General features: G+C 44.6%; 17 protein-coding genes, 8 tRNA genes and 1 pseudogene. 8 read left to right on the top strand and 18 right to left on the bottom strand.

All coding sequences use genetic code 11. The features are described from left to right. Positions 1-49: 49 nt before the first annotated feature. The gene (locus tag NI466_RS00190; RefSeq protein ID WP_005104046.1) at positions 50-844 is read left to right on the top strand and encodes a YdcF family protein; all 795 of its coding nucleotides are present in this window, start codon (positions 50-52) and stop codon (positions 842-844) included. Positions 845-869: 25 nt separating this feature from the next. Here the strand turns inward: NI466_RS00190 and NI466_RS00185 are convergent, their stop codons facing one another. From NI466_RS00185 to NI466_RS00135, 11 genes and pseudogenes are all read right to left on the bottom strand, one after another. After that, complete coding sequence (locus NI466_RS00185; protein ID WP_005104048.1) at positions 870-1,331, bottom strand: DUF2750 domain-containing protein; 462 nt, start codon at positions 1,329-1,331, stop codon at positions 870-872. A gap of 72 nt (positions 1,332-1,403) precedes the next feature. Continuing rightward, a tRNA-Val gene (locus NI466_RS00180) sits at positions 1,404-1,479 on the bottom strand. 106 nt (positions 1,480-1,585) lie between these two features. Further along, positions 1,586-1,662: transfer RNA gene (locus NI466_RS00175), tRNA-Asp, on the bottom strand. Positions 1,663-1,674: 12 nt separating this feature from the next. Further along, positions 1,675-1,750: transfer RNA gene (locus NI466_RS00170), tRNA-Val, on the bottom strand. Positions 1,751-1,819: 69 nt separating this feature from the next. Next, a tRNA-Asp gene (locus NI466_RS00165) sits at positions 1,820-1,896 on the bottom strand. A 14-nt stretch (positions 1,897-1,910) separates the two neighbouring features. Beyond that, positions 1,911-1,986, bottom strand: a tRNA-Val gene (locus NI466_RS00160). Between the two features lie 20 nt (positions 1,987-2,006). Then, a tRNA-Asp gene (locus NI466_RS00155) sits at positions 2,007-2,083 on the bottom strand. 48 nt (positions 2,084-2,131) lie between these two features. Further along, positions 2,132-2,208, bottom strand: a tRNA-Asp gene (locus tag NI466_RS00150). 28 nt (positions 2,209-2,236) lie between these two features. Next, a tRNA-Val gene (locus tag NI466_RS00145) sits at positions 2,237-2,312 on the bottom strand. A gap of 499 nt (positions 2,313-2,811) precedes the next feature. Continuing rightward, positions 2,812-3,345, bottom strand: coding sequence for a cell wall-recycling L,D-carboxypeptidase ElsL (gene elsL / locus NI466_RS00140; RefSeq protein WP_004280701.1), 534 nt, complete (start codon positions 3,343-3,345; stop codon positions 2,812-2,814). 125 nt (positions 3,346-3,470) lie between these two features. Further along, positions 3,471-3,824 (bottom strand): annotated as a pseudogene (locus tag NI466_RS00135) (YbaN family protein); the annotation flags it as partial. A gap of 87 nt (positions 3,825-3,911) precedes the next feature. On the opposite strand from NI466_RS00135, the gene NI466_RS00130 reads away from it, so the two are divergent. The 3 genes from NI466_RS00130 to dapE all read left to right on the top strand — a co-directional run bounded on the left by NI466_RS00130 (position 3,912) and on the right by dapE (position 6,310). Continuing rightward, entirely contained in the window at positions 3,912-4,787 is an 876-nt protein-coding gene (locus tag NI466_RS00130; protein ID WP_253172329.1) for a DUF1853 family protein, read from the top strand. Between the two features lie 112 nt (positions 4,788-4,899). After that, positions 4,900-5,052 (top strand): entericidin A/B family lipoprotein, encoded by a 153-nt coding sequence (locus NI466_RS00125; RefSeq protein ID WP_004280704.1) that lies wholly within the window; start codon positions 4,900-4,902, stop codon positions 5,050-5,052. A 121-nt stretch (positions 5,053-5,173) separates the two neighbouring features. Continuing rightward, entirely contained in the window at positions 5,174-6,310 is a 1,137-nt protein-coding gene (dapE, locus tag NI466_RS00120; protein ID WP_085064467.1) for a succinyl-diaminopimelate desuccinylase, read from the top strand. Between the two features lie 65 nt (positions 6,311-6,375). Here dapE and NI466_RS00115 read toward each other — a convergent pair whose 3' ends face one another. The 6 genes from NI466_RS00115 to pilG form a co-directional block, all read right to left on the bottom strand. Next, positions 6,376-6,834: a hypothetical protein gene (locus NI466_RS00115; RefSeq protein ID WP_044111490.1), complete on the bottom strand. Its 459-nt coding sequence runs from the start codon at positions 6,832-6,834 to the stop codon at positions 6,376-6,378. A 3-nt stretch (positions 6,835-6,837) separates the two neighbouring features. Then, a complete protein-coding gene (locus NI466_RS00110; protein WP_253172327.1) occupies positions 6,838-11,289 on the bottom strand; it encodes a hybrid sensor histidine kinase/response regulator in 4,452 nt (1,483 codons plus the stop codon). A gap of 167 nt (positions 11,290-11,456) precedes the next feature. After that, positions 11,457-13,529: a methyl-accepting chemotaxis protein gene (locus NI466_RS00105; RefSeq protein ID WP_253172325.1), complete on the bottom strand. Its 2,073-nt coding sequence runs from the start codon at positions 13,527-13,529 to the stop codon at positions 11,457-11,459. A gap of 46 nt (positions 13,530-13,575) precedes the next feature. After that, positions 13,576-14,112 carry a chemotaxis protein CheW gene (locus NI466_RS00100; RefSeq protein ID WP_004280709.1) on the bottom strand — a complete coding sequence of 179 codons (537 nt, stop codon included), beginning with the start codon at positions 14,110-14,112 and terminating at the stop codon, positions 13,576-13,578. A 5-nt stretch (positions 14,113-14,117) separates the two neighbouring features. Beyond that, positions 14,118-14,486 carry a response regulator gene (locus NI466_RS00095; protein WP_004280710.1) on the bottom strand — a complete coding sequence of 123 codons (369 nt, stop codon included), beginning with the start codon at positions 14,484-14,486 and terminating at the stop codon, positions 14,118-14,120. Between the two features lie 25 nt (positions 14,487-14,511). Further along, positions 14,512-14,895 (bottom strand): twitching motility response regulator PilG, encoded by a 384-nt coding sequence (gene pilG / locus NI466_RS00090; RefSeq protein WP_004280711.1) that lies wholly within the window; start codon positions 14,893-14,895, stop codon positions 14,512-14,514. Positions 14,896-15,181: 286 nt separating this feature from the next. Between pilG and NI466_RS00085 the strand changes: the two genes are divergently transcribed. From NI466_RS00085 to NI466_RS00070, 4 genes are all read left to right on the top strand, one after another. Then, positions 15,182-15,829: a hypothetical protein gene (locus tag NI466_RS00085; protein WP_005247844.1), complete on the top strand. Its 648-nt coding sequence runs from the start codon at positions 15,182-15,184 to the stop codon at positions 15,827-15,829. A gap of 51 nt (positions 15,830-15,880) precedes the next feature. Further along, the gene (locus NI466_RS00080) at positions 15,881-17,008 is read left to right on the top strand and encodes an efflux RND transporter periplasmic adaptor subunit (RefSeq protein ID WP_253172324.1); all 1,128 of its coding nucleotides are present in this window, start codon (positions 15,881-15,883) and stop codon (positions 17,006-17,008) included. Between the two features lie 24 nt (positions 17,009-17,032). Then, complete coding sequence (locus NI466_RS00075; RefSeq protein ID WP_253172322.1) at positions 17,033-20,140, top strand: efflux RND transporter permease subunit; 3,108 nt, start codon at positions 17,033-17,035, stop codon at positions 20,138-20,140. A gap of 96 nt (positions 20,141-20,236) precedes the next feature. Beyond that, entirely contained in the window at positions 20,237-21,952 is a 1,716-nt protein-coding gene (locus NI466_RS00070; protein ID WP_253172321.1) for a proline--tRNA ligase, read from the top strand. A 53-nt stretch (positions 21,953-22,005) separates the two neighbouring features. On the opposite strand, the gene NI466_RS00065 is transcribed toward NI466_RS00070, so the two are convergent. Beyond that, a complete protein-coding gene (locus NI466_RS00065; protein WP_253172319.1) occupies positions 22,006-23,289 on the bottom strand; it encodes a hypothetical protein in 1,284 nt (427 codons plus the stop codon). Positions 23,290-23,300 lie beyond the last annotated feature (11 nt).

The following is a 23,300-nucleotide window of genomic DNA, read 5'->3' as shown; positions in this document are numbered from 1 at the left end:
AGATACAAAAGCAATAATAAGAATATGAATAAGAAAAAAGGAACTCTGGATGCTCAATCAACTTAAACGAAGTCTTAGCCTGATCTTTGGCTTGATTCTATGTCTCAATAGCGTCTGGTTACTGAGCCAAGGTCAGAGGCATTTTGCTATTGCCTTGTCTACCTTCATTGGGGTGGCATTCATCCTGTATGCCTTGTTTTTTTCATCTATTCAGCGCTGGAAACAGAATTCCCGATTCAGAACCTTGTTCTGGAACAGTCTCTGGGGCGGATTTCTATTCTGGATCATCAGTGTCGCTGCTTTCTTCGCTTATATCCAGATGTCAATCAACCCGACTGTTCCGGCACGACCTGCTGCAGCGATTTTAGTATTAGGTAGTGGTATTAATCAGGGTCAGCCCTCACCCATCTTAAAAAATCGTCTGGATACCGCAGCAAAATATGCAGAACGATATCCGAAGACTTTAATCATTATGACCGGTGGACGAAATTTCTGGGAGAGACAGAGCGAAGCTGAAGTCATGCAAAGTTATATCCATACGAACTATCCGCAGCTCAACAACCCCATTAGCCTAGAAGATCAAAGCAGGAGTACCCAACAGAACCTGCAATATTCTCAGGCAATATTAAAACAGCAACATATTGATCGAAATGAGCCAATTGCGATTGTCACCAGCGATTTTCACAGCCCTCGTGCTCGCGCCATTGCCAGACATCAGGGTTATCAACAAGTCATCAGCCTGAGTGCCAGCACACCCCAGAATGTTCGCTATAATTCCTGGTTACGCGAATATTTTGCTTTGATTAGTGGCTGGCTACTGAATGAATATTCATTGTTCCAATAAACAAGCTGTTTTAAAAACAATAAATTTAATTTAAACGGATCTGCCTAGGCAAAGGCATATCCGGATTTTTAAACAGTTCAGGTTTTTGCACATAAATCTGATACAGATAATTTTTAATATCGAGTAATAATTTTTCCGGTGCCACCAGAATATTCTGTCCTTCCGGGGTCAGATCAAGCGAAACAATGGTACTTTCCTGACGTAAAAAGGGAATGACTTTCTCTACAAAATCCTTAAGACCAATTTCCTGAATCTCGTAATTTGCCCAATTGTCTTTAATCAGCAGTCGAGCCAGACCTTTACTTTGCCAGCAGGCAAATGCGCGTTGTCCGGTAGGCGTGGCACATAAGGCCCAGCCATCTTGGTAGAGTGCAAAAATGCCAGCATTGGCAACAATGGCTTCAATATATTGCTTATAAAGCTGTTGAGGATCGAAAGCAGTTTTTTGGGATTTGGTCGCGGCTTTGCGCTGATAGGGATTTCTCATAATCGTGAAATCTTAATATTATTATAATAGAATCAGATTCTAAGGAATAAATCGAGTTGAAGCAAGAAGATATGGTGGGCGCTGACGGGATCGAACCGCCGACATTCTGCTTGTAAGGCAGACGCTCTACCAACTGAGCTAAGCGCCCTGAGAAAAACAACAACGTTGTTTTAAATGACGCAAGACCAACAAGGAATGTAGTCTTGGTATCTTGAAAACTCAGATCTCAGGAATCCAAGCTTTTCATCTTAAGATGGCGCAGCGGACGGGGCTCGAACCCGCGACCCCCGGCGTGACAGGCCGGTATTCTAACCAACTGAACTACCGCTGCATCGTAAGAATCTGGTGGGCGCTGACGGGATCGAACCGCCGACATTCTGCTTGTAAGGCAGACGCTCTACCAACTGAGCTAAGCGCCCTGATAAAGAGTGTCAATCTTTAGTTTATTAAATTCAGGCTCAGGGACCTCAATTTAATTTCTTTTGAAATGGCGCAGCGGACGGGGCTCGAACCCGCGACCCCCGGCGTGACAGGCCGGTATTCTAACCAACTGAACTACCGCTGCATCGCAAAAGAATCTGGTGGGCGCTGACGGGATCGAACCGCCGACATTCTGCTTGTAAGGCAGACGCTCTACCAACTGAGCTAAGCGCCCTCAAAGGTCTATCGTATAAATGGCGCAGCGGACGGGGCTCGAACCCGCGACCCTCGGCGTGACAGGCCGATATTCTAACCAACTGAACTACCGCTGCATTTACACAATGTCGCTATTGTGGCAAACGAAAATCAAGATCTTAAAGTGGCGCAGCGGACGGGGCTCGAACCCGCGACCCCCGGCGTGACAGGCCGGTATTCTAACCAACTGAACTACCGCTGCAACTATAAGGTCTCAACATGAAAGAGCTTGGTGGGCGCTGACGGGATCGAACCGCCGACATTCTGCTTGTAAGGCAGACGCTCTACCAACTGAGCTAAGCGCCCTTTCTAAACGTCTATCATCGTTTGATGGGTGCATTATAGAGAATCTGCACAGCCTGTCAAACGCTTTTCGGAATGTTTTCCACTTTTTAGGTGTGAGTGATTAAAAAATAGGTTGTTTGTTAAAAAAAACAACACTTTTTGTTTATTTTTTAAGTCTCTACCGAAATTTTTTAATTTTCAAAATGAAAATTGAAGCGAAATTTTGTGTTTTACCCTGCGAAGTTTCAGTCTAACCACACGACATATTGCAATTCTGATTAAGGATTATACAAAGCTTTAAAATACTCGACGTTGTGTTCATGTAATCTTGCAACTGTCATTTATTTTTAAGTGGGAAATAGCGATAAATTTAAGCTTTAGAGGATGATTCAACCTGTTCTATGCCATGAAAATAGGATCTGGATCAGATTAATCAATCTTTTCTCCTGTCTCCATCAAGATCAAGCAGATTCAGCCCATAAAAACAAAATCATTTTCACATGATCTTAAAATCTAACTTTTATTCGCTTTTCGAAACATTTAGTTTTTCCAGATCTAATGTCTGTTCTGAGATATAAACCAGTGCATCTTCACTGATCAGGTCAAATAATTCAGCGACCTCCGGATTACGCATACGAATACAGCCGTGCGACAGCGGCTCTCCCATCTTTTCGGTTTCTGGGGTGCCATGAATATAGATATAACGCTGATAGGTATCGCAGCCCTCCCCTTGATTAAAACCTGCCTCAAGGCCACTCAGCCATAAAATGCGCGTCAGGATCCAGTCACGCTGCGGAAATTCTGCTGCCAATTGGGGATTATAAATTTCACCCGTCACCTGACGTGCGACAAATACACTATTTAAGGGAGCATTCTGACCAAACTTTTCAGCGACTTTGTGCCATCCACGAGGAGTCTGGCCACTATTTTCAGTTTCGCCAATGCCATTTTTGCCACTGGAAATCAGATATTGCTTGTTTAGACGGGGCAGATACAGTTTTTGTTGGGCAAGATCAATCAGGATATCGGCTTGATCCAGATGCAAGGTACTCATGACTTGTTATTCTCAGACTCTATTTTGTTTGGTTTTATAGGGTTTAATTTACTATCTACAGATTGCGGAGTTTGTAGATCTGTCTTTTCTGGATCGACTGTATTTTGCTGAATAATGATCTGATTCGGTTCAGGGCGTCGCCATAACCAGATCGCGACGATCAGCATCGTAATATTGGTAAAGGCTTTTACGGCCAAGGGTGCCGTGGTAAACAGCATGATGATCCCGCTGATCAGCATCATGATACTGGCCAGCCATTTGGCCTTACGCGGTACAGTACCATGTACGCGCCAATCTCTTAAGGTCGGGCCATATTTGGGATGATTCAATAACCAGTCATCCATTTGCGGCCAGCCCTTGGATGCCGCCCAGGCCGCCAGAATCAAAAAGACCGTTGTTGGCATACCCGGCAGGATTGCACCGATAAAGCCCAGGATCACAAACAGCACCACCAGACTTCGCCAAAACAACACTTTCATATATCAACCCTAGCCGCAGAATTCAGGTAGTATAAAGCGTTTTCCGATACTGTCCGTTGTATTTCTGCACTTTTCACAGGTTGTCCTATGCCCTTTTCCAATTTAAACCAAAATCTTGTAGAAGCATGGCAACGTTATCAACATCCTCTGGTGCGGCAGCTAGCATTTGCTGTTGGCAGTCCGAATATCCTGTCCCATGTTCCAGATGAACTTGAGCTCATACATCGTTTTGAGTTGCATGACAGCCAGACCTGGCAGCGACATCTTAACCATTATCATCCACGCTTGGAATTTCTTGATCAGCATCCAAAAGAATTAATCGAATTTGTACAGCAACTAAAAAGCACACGTTTGGGGCTGCGTTTTGAAATGCTGGTCTGGTTCTGGTTGCTCGATGATGCTTACCATCCCTATCGGCTGCTTGGCCATAGTCTGCAAAAAATTGAAGGCGCCAAAACCTTGGGTGAGCTGGATTTTCTGCTATTAAATACTGATACAGGACAGATTGAACATTGGGAAGTGGCATTGAAATATTATCTGGCCGAAGCAGATTTTAGCCTGCCGCATTGGTATGGCCTAAACCGCACCGATACTTTAATCAGAAAAATGAAACATTTCACACAAAAACAATTCCAGTTTGATGAGGCTTTGCAGCATCCCATTCAAAGACGGTTTTGCGTCCTCAAGGGAGAGCTGTATTTGCCTACACATCATGCCGATCAGCCAATTCCCTCATGGATCAATACCGAGCGTCGTCTGGGCTTATGGGGACAGCATATTCCTGCTGCACAGCACGGTTTCTATCGTCTGCAACGACATGAATGGATTTATCCGCAAGCCCGGCCGAGCAGTTCAGCTGCGATCTGGTGGACGGATGGACTTTATAAAAAACTCGATAGTGATGACTTTTATATGTATCGCAATCCGGTGCTGATCCAGCATCCATCGCATAAGCCCCTATAAAGCATTACATTTATTAACCGAAGCACTATGAAAACCACATATTTTTTAGAGCGTATATTTTCTACTCTAAGTCCCACATCATAATAATTTTATTATTGATTATACGGAGATGATGATGAAAAAAATTCTTGCTGCTTCATTAATGATGGCTTTTGTATTGACTGGCTGTAACACCGTAAAAGGCATGGGCAAAGATGTGTCTAAGGCTGGCGATGCGGTAACCAATACTGCTGAAAAAACCTCTGACGAAATCCGTCAAAACTAGTTTTTTCCTAAACGCTCACAGAACCCTATCCCAGATAGGGTTTTTTTATATCAGTCGTTCACATTCAAGCCTATATTCGCCTATTATAGAGCCGAAAAAATTATCGACTGTTGAATACCGTATGAGCTCTTCCGCTACCCTCGATTTAAGCCTGCAACTATTACGTCAGCCTTCTGTCACACCGATTGATCATGACTGCCAGAACATCATGGCTGAACGTTTAAAGAAGATTGGTTTCAATATTGAATCCATGCGCTTTGAAGATGTAGATAATATCTGGGCACGCAAAGGCACAGAAGGTCCGGTCTTCTGTTTCGCTGGCCATACCGATGTCGTGCCAACAGGGAATCTGGATGCCTGGAACTCAGATCCTTTCTTACCTGAAATCCGTGAAGGCAAACTTTATGGTCGTGGCAGTGCCGATATGAAGACGGCTTTGGCAGCCATGGTAGTCGCAACAGAACGTTTTGTTGAAAAATATCCGAATCACAAAGGTTCGATTGCCTACCTGATTACTTCAGATGAAGAAGGTCCATCGATTAACGGCACGGTGAAAGTGATTGAAACACTGGAAGCGCGTAATGAGAAAATTACCTGGTGTCTGGTCGGTGAACCGTCAAGTACTAATAAACTGGGCGATATAGTCAAAAATGGCCGTCGTGGTTCATTAAATGCCAACCTTACAGTCAAAGGCAAACAGGGTCATGTGGCTTATCCGCATCTGGCCGTGAATCCGATTCATACCGCTTCTAAAGCCATTGCTGAACTGTGCGACACAGTCTGGGATCATGGCAACGAATATTTCCCGGCGACGACTTTCCAGATTTCCAATATCAATTCGGGTACAGGCGCAACCAATGTTGTTCCCGGCACCATGAACCTATTGTGCAACTGGCGTTATTCAACTGAAGTGACCGCCGAAGAACTCAAAGTACGTACTTTAGAAATTCTGGATCGTCATGGTGTGGACTATGACATTTCTTGGACTTTATCTGGCCTGCCTTTCCTGACGCCAGTTGGTGAACTAGTAAATGCAGCTAAAACCGCCATTCTGAATGTGACGGGGACTGAAACTGAACTATCGACTTCGGGCGGTACCTCAGATGGCCGCTTTATTGCCCCTACCGGCGCACAGGTACTGGAACTTGGCGTATTGAATGCCACGATTCATCAGATCAATGAACATGTCGATATTGCAGACTTAGAGCCATTGGCTGAAATCTATGAGCAGATTCTCGTGAATTTACTCGCCAATTAAGTAAATTCATAACGCAATAAAAAAGGAACTCCATGGAGTTCCTTTTTTATATTTTATAGCCTGGATTACAGCCCGATTGTAGCCTGAATATTGGTCATATTCGGAATATGGAACAGCTGTTCGTTCATGCGCACATATTGAAAGATGGCAGGATCATTCACCGGCTGATCGACATCGACCACTTCGGAAATACGAATCCGGATGGTTTTCGGCATTTCATTACACATCAGGGCAAAGCGCTGAGTAATTTCATCCCCCTCAATCACCAGTGCCACCCCATTTTGACGTGACGGATCATTCACTGCATAGACCGGTAACTGTGCCTCATGCCATTCTACAGTTTTGACCTGAGTATTGCTATCCAGTGCTGACAGGACAATGTTTTGTGGCAATAACATCGGATCTTTGCCATGACAGTCAATAATATAGGCATCAATAAATCCGGTCGATACCGTAATCAGATGCTGAAGTTCCTGCTGGCTAATCTGATCAGCCATTTTATTGCTTGAATTGGTCTGACTCATATATTACCCCTGTTTTTCAGCAATCAGTTGTTGGATATTGGCCAACAGTTCCGCTTCCTGGAACGGTTTACCCATATAATGTGTTACACCTAGGCTGAATGCACGTTCACGATGCTTCTCACCGGTACGTGAGGTAATCATGATAATCGGCAAGTCACGGTGAATATCATGGTGACGAACCAGATTGGTCACTTCGAAACCGTCCATACGTGGCATTTCGATATCCAGCAACATCAGATCCGGTCTGACGTTTTCAAGCTGCTCGATCGCATCTACGCCATCTTTGGCAGTGACAATATCATAGCCTTGACGTTCAAGCAGACGCGACGTCACTTTACGTACAGTCACCGAGTCATCGACAATCATCACCAGACGACGTGCATTTGAATTACGCGAACCATCACGCTGATCATTCAGCTGTTTGACACGCTGTGTCGCCTGAATCTGGCGGGCAACATTCTGTCCATCGAGAATCAGACAGACCTGACCATCACCCAGAATCGTGGCACCGGCCACTACCCCGACGTTGGCAAACTGCTGTCCAATCGGTTTTACTACAATCTGCGCTCGTGAACCGACCAACTGATCGACCAGCAAGGCAATGGTTTGACCACTATTACCTTTAATCAACAGCACCGGCAATGAATGACCAACATTATTCAGACGTGGAATCGGCTGGTTGCCAACAAACTCAGACAGATAACGCAGCTTATAGTTTGCGCCATCGATCTTGAAATAGTCATCTTTACTGTTGAAATAGCTTTCCAATGTAGTCGGCGCAATACGTACAATTCGGTCAATCTGCGCCAGAGAAATCGCATATTGCTGATCGCCCACTTTCACCATCAAGGCATCGCTGACCGCTACTGTAGTCGGTACGCGAATCGTAAAGACCGTACCCTTGCCCAGTTCCGAGCTCACTGACACATGGCCGCCCAGTGATTTGATCTCGCTTTGTACCACATCCAGACCGACACCACGACCAGAAATCTGGGTCACTGCTTTCGCGGTACTGAAACCAGGATGGAAGATAAATTGCAGGATTTCTTCCTGATCAATGACTTGATCCGCTTTGATTAGATCCAGACTCAGCGCTTTTTCACGAATCTTCTCCGCATCGATCCCCTTACCATCATCACTAAAGGACACAATTACATCGGTTCCCTGACGGCTGATGTTCAAGACAATAGAACCGACTTCCGGCTTGTTCAGTGCGATACGATCTGCAGTATCTTCCAGACCATGGTCAATCGCGTTACGCAGCATATGCTCAAATGGGGTGACCAGACGCTCGAGAATGTTACGATCCAGTTCACCTTCGGTATTCTGTACGATCAGTTCTGCAGGACGGTTCAAGGTGGTCGAGGTTTGACGCACGATACGCTGTAAACGCGGCAACATCCGATCAAATGGAACCAGACGGGTACGCATCAGGCTTTCCTGAATCTCGGCCTGAATACGGGATTGTTGCAATAACAGACCTTCAGTTTCGCGAATCTTGTCGGCCAGTGTACTCTTGAAGTCGACCAAATCTGATGCAGATTCTGCCAGTGATTTAGACAGCTGGTTGAGCGACGAATACTGGTCCATTTCCAGCGGGTCAAAGTCAGCATAGCGCGAGTTCTCTGAACCGTGTTTGGCAATAATCTGTGATTCCAGCTCGCCTTCCATTCGACGTAACTGATCAGCAAGACGTTTGATCGCCAATTCCATCTCGTTCAAGGTATTGCCCAGCTGGCCCAAGTCCATCTCGATACGCGAACGGTTAATCGAGTTCTCACCGGACAGGTCAATCATCTTCTCGACCAGATCAGCAGAGATACGGATCATCTCGTTATTGCTATCGCTGGTGCCGCTATTCGCCCACTCACCCATCATCTGTGGCGGCTCAGTACCATCACCTTCAACAAAGCCGAAGTCGGTGCTGACTACAAGATTATCTGTTTTCGCCAGACGCTCAGGCAACTGTGCAGTAACGTCCACATAAGCAATCTTTTTCAGACTACTGTGCAGCGGCTCAAAACCGCTATAGTCGCGTTGGAAAATCGCCTGTCTCAACCAGACCAGCGTTTTCTGCAGTAAGCCATCATAGGCATTTGAGTTAAATTGATAGACCGCAAACTGTTCGAAAGTCGTTTCCAGCTCATAGGCAATACTGGCCACTTCTTCAACATCTACCATACGTGCGCCACCCTTGATACTGTGGGCAGCACGCTGTAATTGTAGTAATAAACTACGGTCACTACGCTGGTCAAACCATTGACTGAGGAGCTTCTCGGCATTCGCCAGAATCTCTTCGGATTCTTCCAGAAAAGATTCTTCAACAATCGATTTCAGCTCGTCTTCTTCAGAACATTCTACTGGTGTGTCTTCAATAGGCTTAGGAGATTCCAAGATTTCCAGTAATTCTTCAGCTTCAGCCAGATCAGTCGCAGGCTGTTGAGTCGCTGTGGATTCTTCAAGTTGCGGTTCACGAATTGATGTCGCTTGGACCTCTGCAACTTCGACTACAGTATTCGCGCTCTCCACAGCAGCAACAGCTTGTCCAGACACCAGCACCTGAATATTTTGCAGAATCGCAATCGCTTCTGGTGCAGGATAATCAATACCGTCTTCCCGAATCGATTGAATACGATCGGAAATATTGTCCTGAACCAGACGGATAATCTGGATTAAAGCAGGTGTCACGGCAATTTGCTGACGGATCACACGCTCATAAATACTTTCCAGTTCATGCGCAATCAAACCGATATGCGAAGCTGCAATCATGTTTGCACCACCTTTTAAGGTATGCAAATGACGCATCAGATTGTTCAGTGAAGTCGTATCATCCTGTTTTTTGCTCCAGGTATTCAGATCTTCATCAATGCCTGCGAGCAATTCATCCGCTTCTTCCAGGAAGATACTTAATAATTCTTCATCAAAATCACGGTTGGTTTCAGCACTTTGCTGCTGCTGACGATCCGCAGCGATGCGTTGACTCAAACCAGCAAAATCGACACTGCCAGTCGCGACGGTTTCAGCCACCTGTGTGGCCTCTGAGCTTAGCTCAATATTCTGATTGCTAGTGTCTTCAGCAAATATCTCGAGATCCTGCTGCACAAATGCAGACAGTTCACTGAGTATTTTTTGAATCTCATCATTCAGAATGACGCGCTGTCCTGCGGCCAAGGTATCAAATAAATGAATAAATTCCTGGTGCGCCTGTGCGAACAGTTCATAAGCATAATCGCTGTTTAGCAGCACTGGCTTTTCAAGCAGCGCATCATAAGCCAATTTCAGGTCGGCAGTGAATTCATGAATTCCCTGCGCTGCCCGGCTTTCTGTATGTGCCAACAATTCTGCAGCCTGCTGGCTGAGTGCCTGAATATATTCAGGATAATCGACTTGGGCGCGTTTATCAAATTCAAACTCGGTATCCAATAACAGATCAATATCCAGCTCAACCAGTTTGGATACCAAGCCTTGCGTCTGAATGCTATTGGTTTCAGTAACTGCAAAGCCATAATCATTCCAGACACGCTCAAAGGTGGCATATACCGCATCCAGTTTTGCAGTATTGCCCTGACGTAGCAAATGCAGATAGTCACTGACAAACTCGGCATACTGAATCAGTAAAGCGGTTTCTTTTGAGGTTGAGACAATTTCATCTTGTAGCAAGGTTTTGAACAGATGCTCCACTTTAGAGCTGGCCTCAAAAATCTGGTCAATCTGCGCCATGGATGAACTGCCGCGCAAAGTATGAATCGCACGAATCAGCGCATTATAATCTTGTGATTTTTCATCTTCAGTGCGAAGGAAGGTAGCAATCGTATCCAGATGCTCTTCTGCTTCTTCAATAAAGATCGCCACAGTTTCTTCGATATCACTGCGAACCGGTACTTCTACTGGCGCTATTGTTAGCTCAACTTCACTTGGCTCATTGTCTGCAAGCTCAAGACCTGTCATCTGACCTTCAGCGGTCAAATGATCTGCCAATGCCAGTAATTCTTCCAATGCAGGTTCAGGCGAAATTTGTTGTTGTAATTGTTGTCCCAACAGCACCATTGGACGCAGATCGAGATCCAATTGCTGTACATGTTTGAATTTTGGATATAAAGCATATTGATAGACATTCAGTACCGCTTGGGCAAATTTCTGTACCGTCGGTGTCAGCTGAATCGAACCGGACAAAACCCGGTTTAAGGTATCTTCAACCGCCCAGGCCATCTCCCCTGCCGATTTTGCCCCGACCATGCGGCCTGAACCTTTCAGGGTGTGAAAATGGCGGCGAATGGTCTTCAGATTTTCTTGATGATCTGGATTGCTCAACCATTCTGGAAATAAAGCATTTAACTCAACGAAGATCTCTTCGATTTCCTCAACAAAAATTTCAAGAATTTCTGCATCTTGGTCAAGATAACTATCTTCAGGAAGCGTTGTCGTTTCAACTAAATTTTTTAATATTTCTTTCATAGCTCATGCTTCTTACGTTATGCCGCCAAGAAGGGCGCTCAAACTTAATTGTGACCGTCACGCGATACCTAACGTATGAAGTTAAGTACATCTTGTCGAGGCTTTATCTGTATTTTCTGAATGTGTCTCAACCGCGGTCAAGACACATTTCCCCATCATGTCTGACTTTATTCTGGTAGTTTAAAGTCAGATACAGATTCACGTAATGCATCGGCCATGTTTGCCAGTTCAGATACTGAACGTGCTGTATCGAAGGTTGCACTGGTGGTTTGCGAGGTAATTTCCTGTACGACATTCATCGTGGTCGCAATATGACCTGCAGATGCTGACTGCAGTTTCGCAGCATCAGAAATGTTCGCAATCAGTTTCGCAAGGTTGTTCGATACTGTTTGAATCTCATCTAGTGCTACACCGGCATCTTTAGACAAGTTCGCACCACGTACAACTTCCGATGTAGTTTGTTCCATCGAAATAACGGCTTCGTTCGTATCCGTTTGAATGGTTTTTACCAGGCCTTCAATCTGCTTCGTTGCAGAAGCTGAACGTTCCGCAAGACGCTGTACTTCATCGGCTACGACCGCGAAACCACGACCTGCTTCACCGGCCATCGATGCCTGAATTGCTGCGTTTAATGCCAGGATGTTCGTCTGGTCAGCAATATCGTTAATCAAGGCTACGATGTTACCAATTTCCTGAGAAGATTCACCCAAACGTTTAATACGTTTTGAAGTTTCCTGAATCTGTTCACGAATCGTGTCCATACCCTCAATCGAGCGATGTACGACATCCGCACCGTTTGCAGCAATTTGTACTGAACGCTCTGCTACCACCGCTGATTCATCGGCGTTGGCAGATACCTGGTCAATCGACAGTGCCATTTCGTTAATCGCTGCAGAAGCACCAGCAATTTCTTGTGCCTGATGCTCAGATGCTTCAGCTAACTGGTTGGTAATGCTTTGTGTAGTTGCAGTATATTGCGCAACTTCTTGTGAAGTTTCAGTAATACGCGATACCAGGTCACGTAACTGGTCAATCGCAAAGTTAATCGAGTCGGCAATTGCACCAGTAAAGTCTTCAGATACTGTTGCATATGAACGCAAGTCACCGTCTGCAAGATCGGCGATCTCATCCAGTAAACGTAAAATCGCATTCTGGTTACGGTCATATTCTTCTTGTAAACGGCCTACACGCTGCTTATCCGACAAGCCACGCAGAGAAAGTAACTTGAATACACACAGCAAGAAACCGACTAATAATGCGATCAGAAGGACTGCCGGAACAACCGTTTTAAGACCTGAGTTACCCGATAATTTATTCAGGTTGTCCAAAAGCACATCAGATTGAGAAAAAATAGATGCGGCTGCCTGACGAACTTTTACGATCTGTGTAGAGTTTTTCAGAATAATCGCTGATGCAGATTCCAATACGTCATCATATTCAGCCTTGATGCCTTCCAGAGATTCACGCAGGGTTGGATCAGCAATACGCTGTACACCCAGTTCAGCAGAACCATTTAACTGTGCATTCAGATAAGAACCAAAAGTTTCGGTATCGGCACTGAAGTCATCCGCAGATTCACGTGAACCATCATTACCTGTCAGTACCAAACTGATTGAACGTAAGATACGTTCTGCAATGAATACCTGGTTTTTGGCAATAACCACCTGGTTCGATGGCATATCTTGACGTGCCATCTGGTCGACCATCAAGTTATATTCCGCCTGAATCCCCGGAATCGCTTCACCAATCGCGATGTTGGTGTCGTATAACTGGTTAATAATCTTTTGTTGCGAGGTAATCAGATCAATACTACTGGATACTTCTTTCCACTGTTTATCAACAGCTTGCAAAGCATCATTGTTAGAGTGAATACTTTTAACTGTCTCAAGGTTTTCAGCAAAAGCTTTTTGCGAATCAGTCAGGTTCTTCATGGCCTCAGGCGTACCTGAAGCTGTCGCTTCAGTCGCTTGGCGCGAAATCGTTTGCGAGAGGAGACGCAAATCACCCAGACTTTGAGTGAGTTCATTGGTACGTGGAACACTATAAAAAAGATACAATAAAGTGATCAGTGCGGCTAAAAGACAGCCTGCTGCTCCATAGATCAGCGGTTTTGATTTCTCACTATCACCGAAGACACGTGATAACTGATCTACTTGCGTTTGAATCTTAGCTAAAAAAGCATTACCGCCTTTGCGGCCAGTGCTCTCACCTGTATTTTTCTTTTTAAGTTTAAAGCCCATGCAGCCTCTCCCCGGTTGACGCCTTGCTTAGTTTCGAGCGCGACATTTAATTTATAAATTTTATAGATGCGTTCATAAATTTTGGATTTTGCAACAGACGACTGAATAAAAACACATGCCACTGCTGGTTGTGCTGATGGAAAAACCCCTGACAATATTCTTGTAAGTTTTTATCCAATTCAGATTTCTTCGAAAAGAAACTTTTCTTATTGAAATGTTGTATACCCAAAACTTGATCTACGACCAAACCCACATACTGGTCATTATGGTTGATACATAATACTTTTTGAGTCGGTGAAAATTGACTGCTTTGCCCTGATACGTACTGCGTCAGATCAGAAACCGATAACAGTCTTCCCCGGATATTCGCCAGACCCAACACCCATGCTTGCGTCTTGGGTACCGGCGTATATTCTGGGGGATAAATCACTTCTGATACCTCCCCCAGCGGGGCAACAAAATATTGCCCCATCATCTCAAAAGCAATGCCCGACCATCGGTTAACTTCATTGCCATTGGAAACGTAGTTTTTATTCCCCCGTTTCGCAATGCGAAGCAATTCGATAAATCCATTTGCTGCCATAGAGCTTATCCTGCATTGAGGTGCTGCTTAATTACATCTATTAATTGTTTTTCATCGACTGGTTTTGTTAGATAATCCGCTGCGCCTTGACGCTTGCCCCATACACGGTCAGTGGCCTGATCCTTGGTACTGACAATCACGATTGGAATATGTTTGGTCGTTGCACCACGTGCAATCTGACGGGTTGCCTGAAAACCATTCACACCCGGCATAACCACATCCATCAGAACTAGGTCCGGCAATTCTGCCTGTGCCATGGTGACGCCATCTGCGCCATTGGCTGCTTCAATCACCTCAAAGCCATGTTTAGAAAGAATCTCTCTAAAGCGAAAAGTTTCTGTCGGTGAGTCATCCACAATTAGGATACGTGCCATGCCAATTCCCCAAAAAAATCAAATATTAAGCACTAATATGGTTACGGATTGCATTGAGCAATTCATCTTTACTAAAAGGTTTGGTCAGGTATTCATCTGAACCCACGACACGACCTTTGGCCTGATCAAATAAGCCATCTTTACTTGATAGCATAATCACAGGAATATTCTGGTAATTCTGAGAGTTTTTGATTAAGGCGCAGGTTTGGTAACCATCTAGGCGCGGCATCATAATATCTACAAAAACGATATCTGGATTTGCTTCGGCAATTTTTGACAAAGCCTCAAAACCGTCTACTGCAGTAATGACCTCATAACCTTCGCGTTGAAGAAGAGTTTCCGCAGTACGACGAATGGTCTTTGAGTCATCAATAACCATAATTTTTAGATTTTGGAATTTATCGTCCATTTGTTTAACCCTTCCCATTTTAGAAACTATATGCCATAAGGCTCATAGGATTATTTTATTACGATCGATAAACATTTTTAACATAAAGTCACTTGTATTATCAATGAACATTTTCTACACAAGTAGACAAAATCATTTATTTTTAATAACAGCTTCACATTTTCTTATCGTTATTGGTTTTTTTTTGACTAACGGTAGTTTTTTATTGATAAATTTAAGTCTAATATAACAAGATTATTACTTTAAAATAAGTAATTTAGTCAACTTTAAATTCGGGGAGCCAATGATGAGTCAGTTTTTAAGAAAACTTGCTGTCATTGATAAAAATAAAATGACTGGTCAATTCATTGTTGTTGTGCTGCTACTGTTACAGGTGAGCTTAACGTGCGCGAGTAGCAACCAACTCCCGCAAAAAGCCACCTGGTATCGTTATTATGACAGCAAGGGTGTGGCCAATATCAGTACTAACGTCACACCAAATCATATCCGTTATGGTTATGAAGCACTTGACCAGAATATGCAGGTCATTAAACGTGCGCGTCCTTATAATGCCGAAGCGGATATCAGACAGGCGCCACAGCGTGCTCAACAGGCTAAGCGGATTGCCGAAGATCATAAACTCAAGCGTGCTTATAGCAATAGCCAGACCGCTTTACAGAAAAAAAACGATAGCCTGGTCCAGTTAAAAAAACAGATTGATTTTCAGCAAGAACAAATGAAGCAACTGCAAAAAGATCGGGTCATGTTCGTACGTCAGGAACGTGAATATTTACGTAAAGGTAAAACCACACCGGCACATCTAAAAACCATGCTAGACAACAACCAGAAAAATCTCGTTTCCCAAAAAGAAAATATTCAGTCTTTACAAAGTCGCTATCGAAATCTGGAAGCAGAATACGACAAAATTATCGCCCGTTTAAAAGCACTTGAATAAATACAAATAGCTGGTTGTGGTTTTGATTCACAGCCAACTAAAAGGACTCTTATGCAAACTGCACAGCATTCTTATGATTTAAATATGCCTTCCCCGCGCTCTATCCTGATCATGAGTGCACTTTGCTTAAATATGTTTTTAGTGGCTTGTGATAAAAATGAACCCGTCCAGCAAACCGAAATACCCAAATCCATTGAAGTCATTCCTCAAGATCTAGTTGCAGTTCAATCTGGCAATTCAGTTCAAAAAACTGCATTCACCGGCACCATTCGTGCAGTCAATCAAAGCAGCATACAAGCACAGGTCTCTGCTACTGCCACCAGCGTAAACGCGCAGGTAGGTCAAACAGTTGTCAAGGAACAAGTGCTGGTACGCCTGAATAATCAGGACAATGCAGCCCGTCTGGCACAGGCACGTGCGAATCTGGCCTCAACTCAAGCGCAAGCCAATCAGGCCCGCAATATGATGCAGCGTAAAAAGCGCCTGCTCGATCAGGGTTTTATTTCAAAAGTAGAATATGAACAAAGTCAGGTGGACTATCAGGCACAGCTGGAAAATGTTCGTGCCCAGCAAGCCAATGTTGATATTGCCCAGAAAGCCGATCGTGATGGCATCATGACCAGCCCGATCAGTGGCGTGATTACCCAACGTCAGGTCGAACCGGGTCAAACCGTGGCGATTGGACAAACCCTGTTTGAAATTGTCGATCCAAAACGATTGGAAATTCAGGCACGCGTACCCAGTGATCTGCAATCAGACTTAAGACTGGGCAGTCAAGTCGAATACAGCATTCAAGGGAATCCAAATCGGCTCACTGCCGTAATTAGCCGGATTTCCCCAATTGCAGATCAGGCCAGTCGTCAGATCGAATTCTTTGCCAAGCCGAATGAAACCATTCCCTCGCTAAGTATCGGCTCCTTTGTCGAAGGCAACATTCTGAGTCCACAACAGATTTCTGGCCAGCTGATTCCATTAGATACTATTCAAGACATTCAGAATAAACCTTATGTCTGGATAATACGCCAGAATAAAATTATCAAAGTCAATGTTCAGGTACTAGAACAGCGTTATAGCGACAACATTGCCGTGGTTCAAGGACTGGAGAGCAGCGATCAGGTCAGCCGGGTTAAGTTTAGCGAAGCCGATCTGCAAAAAACTGTCACCCTTCGCGCCAACTAAAACCATTCATACAGGATCATTGACATGTGGTTTACCCGAATTAGTGTGAAGTATCCGGTTTTCACCATCATGATGATGTTCTGTTTGATGGTACTGGGACTGGCTTCCTGGCAGCGGATGGGCGTTGAAGAATTTCCTGATGTCGATTTCCCTTTTGTGGTGATCTATACCAACTATCCGGGCGCTTCTCCGGAAACGGTTGAATCGGAAATCACCAAGAAACTCGAAGATCAGATCAATACCATTTCCGGTTTGAAACAGGTGATTTCCCAGTCCAGTGAAGGCCTGTCCATCATCACCACTGAATTTAATCTGGATGTCACGTCGACCACAGCAGCTCAGGACGTGCGGGATAAAATCGCTTCTGTAACTGCTGAATTTCGTGATGAGATTCAGGAGCCGATTGTAGAACGTTATGACCCGACGGCGAATGCGGTAATGTCGATCGTATTTGAATCCGACAATATGGATGTGAAAGCGCTCAGTTCCTATCTGGATCAGCGAATTGTGCCACAATTGCGTACAGTCCCGGGCGTCGGAACGGTCAACCTGCTGGGTGATGCGCAGCGCCAGATCCGGATTCAGGTGGAACCACAAAAACTACAAGCCTTTGGCATTGGTGTGGACAGTGTGATTAACACCTTAAAGGCCGAGAATATTGAAGTCCCGGGGGGGACGCTTAAATCGGGTAATTCGGAACTGGTCATTGAAATCAATTCCAAAGTACTGCATCCCCTCGCCTTCGGCGATCTGGTTATTGCCAATAAAAACGGCGTACCGATTTTCCTCAGACAAGTGGCCAATATTCAAGACAGTCAGGCAGAGCTGGAATCGGCTGCCTTTTTGAATGGTAAAACCGCAGTGGCAATTGATATTTTGCGCAGTTCAGATGCAAACGTCATTGAAGTAGTCGACAAGAGCTATGCAGCTTTAGAAAGTATTGAGGTGCAGCTTCCACAAGGTACCACTTTACAAGTGGTGGTGGACTCCTCCAAAAGTATCCGCGGCACCATTGGTGATGTAGCCCGAACCATTATTGAAGGTGCGGTACTGGCTGTGCTGATTGTCCTACTGTTCCTGGGTTCTTTCCGCTCCACAGTAATCACCGGTTTAACCCTACCAATTGCTCTCTTGGGCACGCTGACCTTTATCTGGGCCTTTGGCTTTAGCATCAATATGATGACTTTACTGGCGCTGTCCTTGAGTATTGGTCTGTTGATCGATGATGCAATTGTGGTGCGTGAAAATATTGTCCGGCATGCCGATATGGGCAAAAACCATGTGACTGCCGCGCTCGATGGCACCAAAGAAATTGGCTTAGCCGTGCTGGCCACCACATTGACCATTGTTGCCGTATTCCTGCCTGTTGCCTTTATGGGCGGAATTATTGGCCGTTTCTTCTACCAGTTCGGGGTCACGGTAAGTATGGCCGTTCTGATCTCGATGTTTGTCAGCTTTACCCTGGACCCGATGCTCTCAGCACATTGGGCAGAAAAGAAAAAAGATCCGAATAAAAAACCAGGTCGGGTGAAACGTTCCTTTAGCTGGATCTCCGGCAAGCTGGACAACTTAAGCCATGTCTATGAAAAATTATTAAAACTGGCATTGCGCTTCAGATTGATTACCTTAATGATTGCTGTGGCTTCATTATTTGGTGCTCTGGGTTTATCCAAACTGATCGGCACCGAATTTGTACCGGTTCCCGATAAAGGTGAAATCCGGATCAAGTTTGAAACACCGGTCGATTCATCGCTTGAATATTCTCAGGCCAAACTCCAGCAGGTGGATCAGATTATTCGTCAGCATCCGGATGTCAAAGCCACCTATGGGGTGATTAATGGCGCAACCGACCGCGGTAAAAACCATGTCAGTTTACGGGTGACCGTGACGCCGCGTACCGAACGTGAAAAGACCCTGAATGACTTAAATAATGAATTTCGCCAGCGCCTGCAATCGGTTGCAGGAATCAGCATTACCTCGGTGGCATCCGCCGATGAAACCGTTTCTGGTGGCCAGAAGCCAATCATGATTTCGATCAAAGGCCCGGATCTGGATGAACTGCAAAAAATTTCTGATCGCTTTATGACGGAAATGGCGAAAATTAATGGCATTGTCGATCTGGAAACTTCATTAAAAGAACCCAAGCCAACTCTTGATGTACAGATTAATCGCGTCTTGGCCAGTGATTTAGGTTTATCAGTCAATCAGATTGCCAATGTGGTGCGTCCGCTGATTGCCGGTGATGATGTTACCACCTGGCAGGATGAAAAAGGTGAAACCTATGATGTGAATCTGCGCCTGACTGAAGACCAGCGCAGCTTGCCTAGCGACTTACAGAACATGTATATCACCTCGAATAAAACCGATGCCAACAATCAACCAATTCTGGTTCCACTTTCAAGTGTGGCCAAATTTGAAGAAAAGCTCGGCGCTTCACAAATTAACCGACGTGATCTGGCTCGTGAAGTGCTGGTCGAGGCCAATACCTCAGGACGTCCTGCAGGCGATATCGGGACAGATATCAGCCGCTTGCAAGAAAATTTCGATATGCCACCAGGCTATAGTTTCGACACTCAAGGCTCCAATGCCGACATGGCAGAATCCGCAGGTTATGCCTTGACCGCAATTACCTTGTCGATTGTCTTTATCTATATTGTGCTGGGTTCACAGTTCAACAGTTTTATTCATCCTGCAGCAATTATGGCCTCACTGCCATTGTCGCTGATTGGCGTGTTTCTGGCCTTATTCCTATTCAACTCGACGATGAACCTGTTTTCGATTATCGGCATTATCATGCTGATGGGACTGGTGACCAAGAATGCGATTCTACTGATCGACTTTATCAAGAAAGCCATGGATCGCGGTGAAAACCGTTATGATGCGATTATTGCCGCTGGTAAAACCCGTTTACGTCCTATTCTGATGACCACCAGCGCGATGGTCATGGGCATGGTTCCACTTTCCCTGGGACTAGGTGAAGGTGGGGAACAAAGTGCACCGATGGCGCATGCGGTGATTGGCGGGGTAATTACCTCTACCCTGCTGACCTTGGTGGTGGTGCCGGTGATCTTTACTTACCTGGATGACTTTAAGAATTTTATGCTGCGTCAGGTACGTAAAATCATGGCATAATTTAATGCAACACAATGAGGTGACATTGCCAAATGCTCACCTCATTTTTTATTGTATAATCCCTGCTTTAACGCTTAATTTTTTAGGACAGTTTCCATGCGCGCGAGTCGCTTTTTATTTGCAACGTTAAGAGAAACCCCGAACGATGCTGAGGTTATTTCCCATCAGCTGATGCTTCGTGCCGGTATGATTCGTAAGTTGGCTTCAGGTCTATACACCTGGTTGCCGATGGGCGTTCGCGTATTAAATAAAGTTGAAGCGATCGTTCGCGAAGAAATGGACAAAGTCGGTTCACTTCAAGTCTATATGCCGGTGACTCAACCTGCGTCTTTATGGGAAGAATCAGGTCGTTATGTACAATACGGCCCTGAACTTTTACGCTTCAACGACCGCCATGGCAACCCATTTGTTTTGGGCCCAACACATGAAGAAGTGATCACCGACCTTGCACGTAACGAATTAAAAAGCTACAAGCAATTGCCTGCAAACTTCTACCAGGTACAAACCAAATTCCGTGACGAAATTCGTCCACGTTTTGGCGTAATGCGTTCACGTGAATTCATCATGAAAGATGCCTACTCTTTCCATGCTAACCAGGAATCACTGCAACAAACTTATGACGACATGTATGCAGCCTACTGCAAAATCTTCACCCGTCTTGGTTTAGATTTCCGTCCAGTACAAGCAGATACCGGTTCAATCGGTGGTTCAGGTTCTCACGAATTCCACGTACTGGCTTCAAGCGGTGAAGATGATATCGCTTTCTCGACAGAATCTGAGTATGCAGCCAATATTGAAATGGCAGAAGCAGTACTTGTCGGTGAGCGTGTGGCACCGACACAAGAACTCAAACTGGTAGATACGCCAAATCAAAAAACCATTGCGGATGTATCAGCATTTTTGGGTACCGATCCTGCCCATTCAGTAAAAGCATTGCTTGTTCAAGGCATTGCAAAAGAGGATGGTTCCGTTCCTGTGGTTGCTTTATTCCTTCGTGGCGATCACGAACTGAATGAAATTAAAGCTGAAAAACATCCTTTAATTGCTGCACCTTTGACATTTGCTACTGAAGAACAACTTCAAGCACTTGGCTTAACTGCTGGCTTTGTCGGTCCTCAAGGTCTGGTCGAAAAAGGTATCACCGTCATTGTTGATCGTGCAGCATCGGTATTATCTGACTTTGTTGCGGGTGCAAATGCAGCAGATCAACACGCGACAGGTGTAAACTGGGAACGTGATGCGCAGTTCACTGAAGTTTATGACCTACGTAACGTGGTTGAAGGCGATCCGTCTCCAGATGGTAAAGGTACCCTTCAAATCAAACGTGGTATCGAAGTGGGCCATATCTTCCAGTTGGGTCAAAAATACTCTGAAGCCTTAGGCTGTAAAGTCTTGGGTGAAGATGGCAAGCCATTCACTGTAACAATGGGTTGTTATGGTATTGGCGTGACGCGTGTGGTGGCTTCTGCAATCGAGCAGAACTTTGATGAGAAGGGCATTATCTGGCCAACTGCCATTGCACCGTTTGAAGTTGCCATTGTGCCGATGAATGCACACAAATCTCCACGAACCATGGAAGCTGCGGAAGCACTGTATGCTGAATTACAAGCTGCAGGTTTTGACGTATTACTTGATGACCGTAACGAACGTCCGGGCGTGAAATTCTCTGATCTTGAGCTTACAGGTATTCCACATCGTATTGTGATTGGTGAAAAAGGCTTGGATGCAGGTACGTTTGAATATAAAGGCCGCCGCGATGCTGAATCAGTAAATATCTCGAAAGAAGAATTATTGGCGAAGATTGCTAAATAATTTCGCTCTCTTATAAAAAATCCCGCGTAATGCGGGATTTTTTATAATTAAACTTAGCAGAATTTATGTCCACCAAAGCAGTTCGGTTTAAAATTCTGGCCTTGTAAAGTTAAATTAGTTAACGGGAAATCAAGTAGCGCAGGATTTTTAATTTCCTTTACATCAAGCGCACTCCCTAGCACACAACCAAAAACCAGACTTCCACAATCTCGCACATTAGTGGTTAAATCATGGTTAATTCCTGTAATGGTTTGCTTTAAAACAGCATCCGAAATTGGCACACTATATGAAGGTGAAATACTTCCTAAGTCCACTTCATCTTCCATTGCCATCCACCAGCCTTGTTTTGCCGCGACTGCTGCACCAGGCCATAAGATGCTTTGGGATTGCAAGGAGAGTGAAGCTGGATTATTTAAATATAAAGCATGAATAAGTCCAAGATTTTGTTTAACGGTAATGTCTGTCTGTAGCCCGGTTAAGTAACCTGTAATATCTTTATTTAATTTTAATGCCCCGTCCAATAATTCTGCTTTTAATGGTCCTTTAAAATCAATACGACCTACTGTCCCTGTCCCTTTTAGTACAACTTCTTTCATTCTTGTTCCTGACACTATCGTAGCAGGAATAGTAAAAGGTGCTGTTGTAGAATTTAACTGGAAAGCATAATTGCTAGATGTGTAATGTAAATCCAGAGGTAATGGTTGACCTAATATAGTGCCTTTTACCGTGCCCTCAATATTCATTCCAGTTGCAGCATAATCCATGACACGAGGAGCGGTTGTTGCAACTCCTGATGAAGATTTTGTTTTCATATAACCACTGAAACTGTTAATACCATTTGGTGTAGCACTATTTTCTGTCCCCATTGTCAATAGACCTGAAATCTTTTCCGCACTTAAACGGAAACCTAAAACTTCACGTGTAGATGCCTGATTTGGATTTTTTATGGCAAACTGTACAAATGGATTAGTAATCAGAGCTGAAGTCGCGGCACGATCCGCACCATTTGTAGGATTACCACTTAAGGCTATATGATCAATATCAATATCACAGCCGGTTGCACCATTAACACCACCACACCCGAGCTGTAGCTTTTTTATATTGGCATTAATTTCCATCTCGGCTTCCAAGCCTAATTTATAAAATGAGATATTACTCTGGTCATAAGTAGCTCCTAGATTATCCATCTGGTTAAATCCAGACTGAACCTCCATTGACAATAAAGCCTGCCCATTGACTTCTGAGAGCTCTTGGTCTTCCAATGAAGTTAATGCAGATACCTGACCACTTAGGCCCATCATAGCTACCACTAGACTCTTTAATATTATTTTTTTCATTTTTCTCATCC

Origin of the sequence: Acinetobacter lwoffii, assembly GCF_024129595.1 — a bacterium.
In the GTDB taxonomy this organism is placed as follows: domain Bacteria; phylum Pseudomonadota; class Gammaproteobacteria; order Pseudomonadales; family Moraxellaceae; genus Acinetobacter; species Acinetobacter lwoffii_O.
This window is presented reverse-complemented; position numbering and strand designations above follow the sequence as displayed.

Bases quoted from the DNA above. Each gene is read 5' to 3' on its own strand.
- NI466_RS00190 (WP_005104046.1), top strand. From the start codon at position 50: ATGCTCAATCAACTTAAACGAAGTCTTAGCCTGATCTTTGGCTTGATT.
- NI466_RS00185 (WP_005104048.1), bottom strand. From the start codon at position 1,331: ATGAGAAATCCCTATCAGCGCAAAGCCGCGACCAAATCCCAAAAAACT.
- elsL (WP_004280701.1), bottom strand. From the start codon at position 3,345: ATGAGTACCTTGCATCTGGATCAAGCCGATATCCTGATTGATCTTGCC.
- NI466_RS00130 (WP_253172329.1), top strand. From the start codon at position 3,912: ATGCCCTTTTCCAATTTAAACCAAAATCTTGTAGAAGCATGGCAACGT.
- NI466_RS00125 (WP_004280704.1), top strand. From the start codon at position 4,900: ATGATGAAAAAAATTCTTGCTGCTTCATTAATGATGGCTTTTGTATTG.
- dapE (WP_085064467.1), top strand. From the start codon at position 5,174: ATGAGCTCTTCCGCTACCCTCGATTTAAGCCTGCAACTATTACGTCAG.
- NI466_RS00115 (WP_044111490.1), bottom strand. From the start codon at position 6,834: ATGAGTCAGACCAATTCAAGCAATAAAATGGCTGATCAGATTAGCCAG.
- NI466_RS00110 (WP_253172327.1), bottom strand. From the start codon at position 11,289: ATGAAAGAAATATTAAAAAATTTAGTTGAAACGACAACGCTTCCTGAA.
- NI466_RS00105 (WP_253172325.1), bottom strand. From the start codon at position 13,529: ATGGGCTTTAAACTTAAAAAGAAAAATACAGGTGAGAGCACTGGCCGC.
- NI466_RS00100 (WP_004280709.1), bottom strand. From the start codon at position 14,112: ATGGCAGCAAATGGATTTATCGAATTGCTTCGCATTGCGAAACGGGGG.
- NI466_RS00095 (WP_004280710.1), bottom strand. From the start codon at position 14,486: ATGGCACGTATCCTAATTGTGGATGACTCACCGACAGAAACTTTTCGC.
- pilG (WP_004280711.1), bottom strand. From the start codon at position 14,895: ATGGACGATAAATTCCAAAATCTAAAAATTATGGTTATTGATGACTCA.
- NI466_RS00085 (WP_005247844.1), top strand. From the start codon at position 15,182: ATGAGTCAGTTTTTAAGAAAACTTGCTGTCATTGATAAAAATAAAATG.
- NI466_RS00080 (WP_253172324.1), top strand. From the start codon at position 15,881: ATGCAAACTGCACAGCATTCTTATGATTTAAATATGCCTTCCCCGCGC.
- NI466_RS00075 (WP_253172322.1), top strand. From the start codon at position 17,033: ATGTGGTTTACCCGAATTAGTGTGAAGTATCCGGTTTTCACCATCATG.
- NI466_RS00070 (WP_253172321.1), top strand. From the start codon at position 20,237: ATGCGCGCGAGTCGCTTTTTATTTGCAACGTTAAGAGAAACCCCGAAC.
- NI466_RS00065 (WP_253172319.1), bottom strand. From the start codon at position 23,289: ATGAAAAAAATAATATTAAAGAGTCTAGTGGTAGCTATGATGGGCCTA.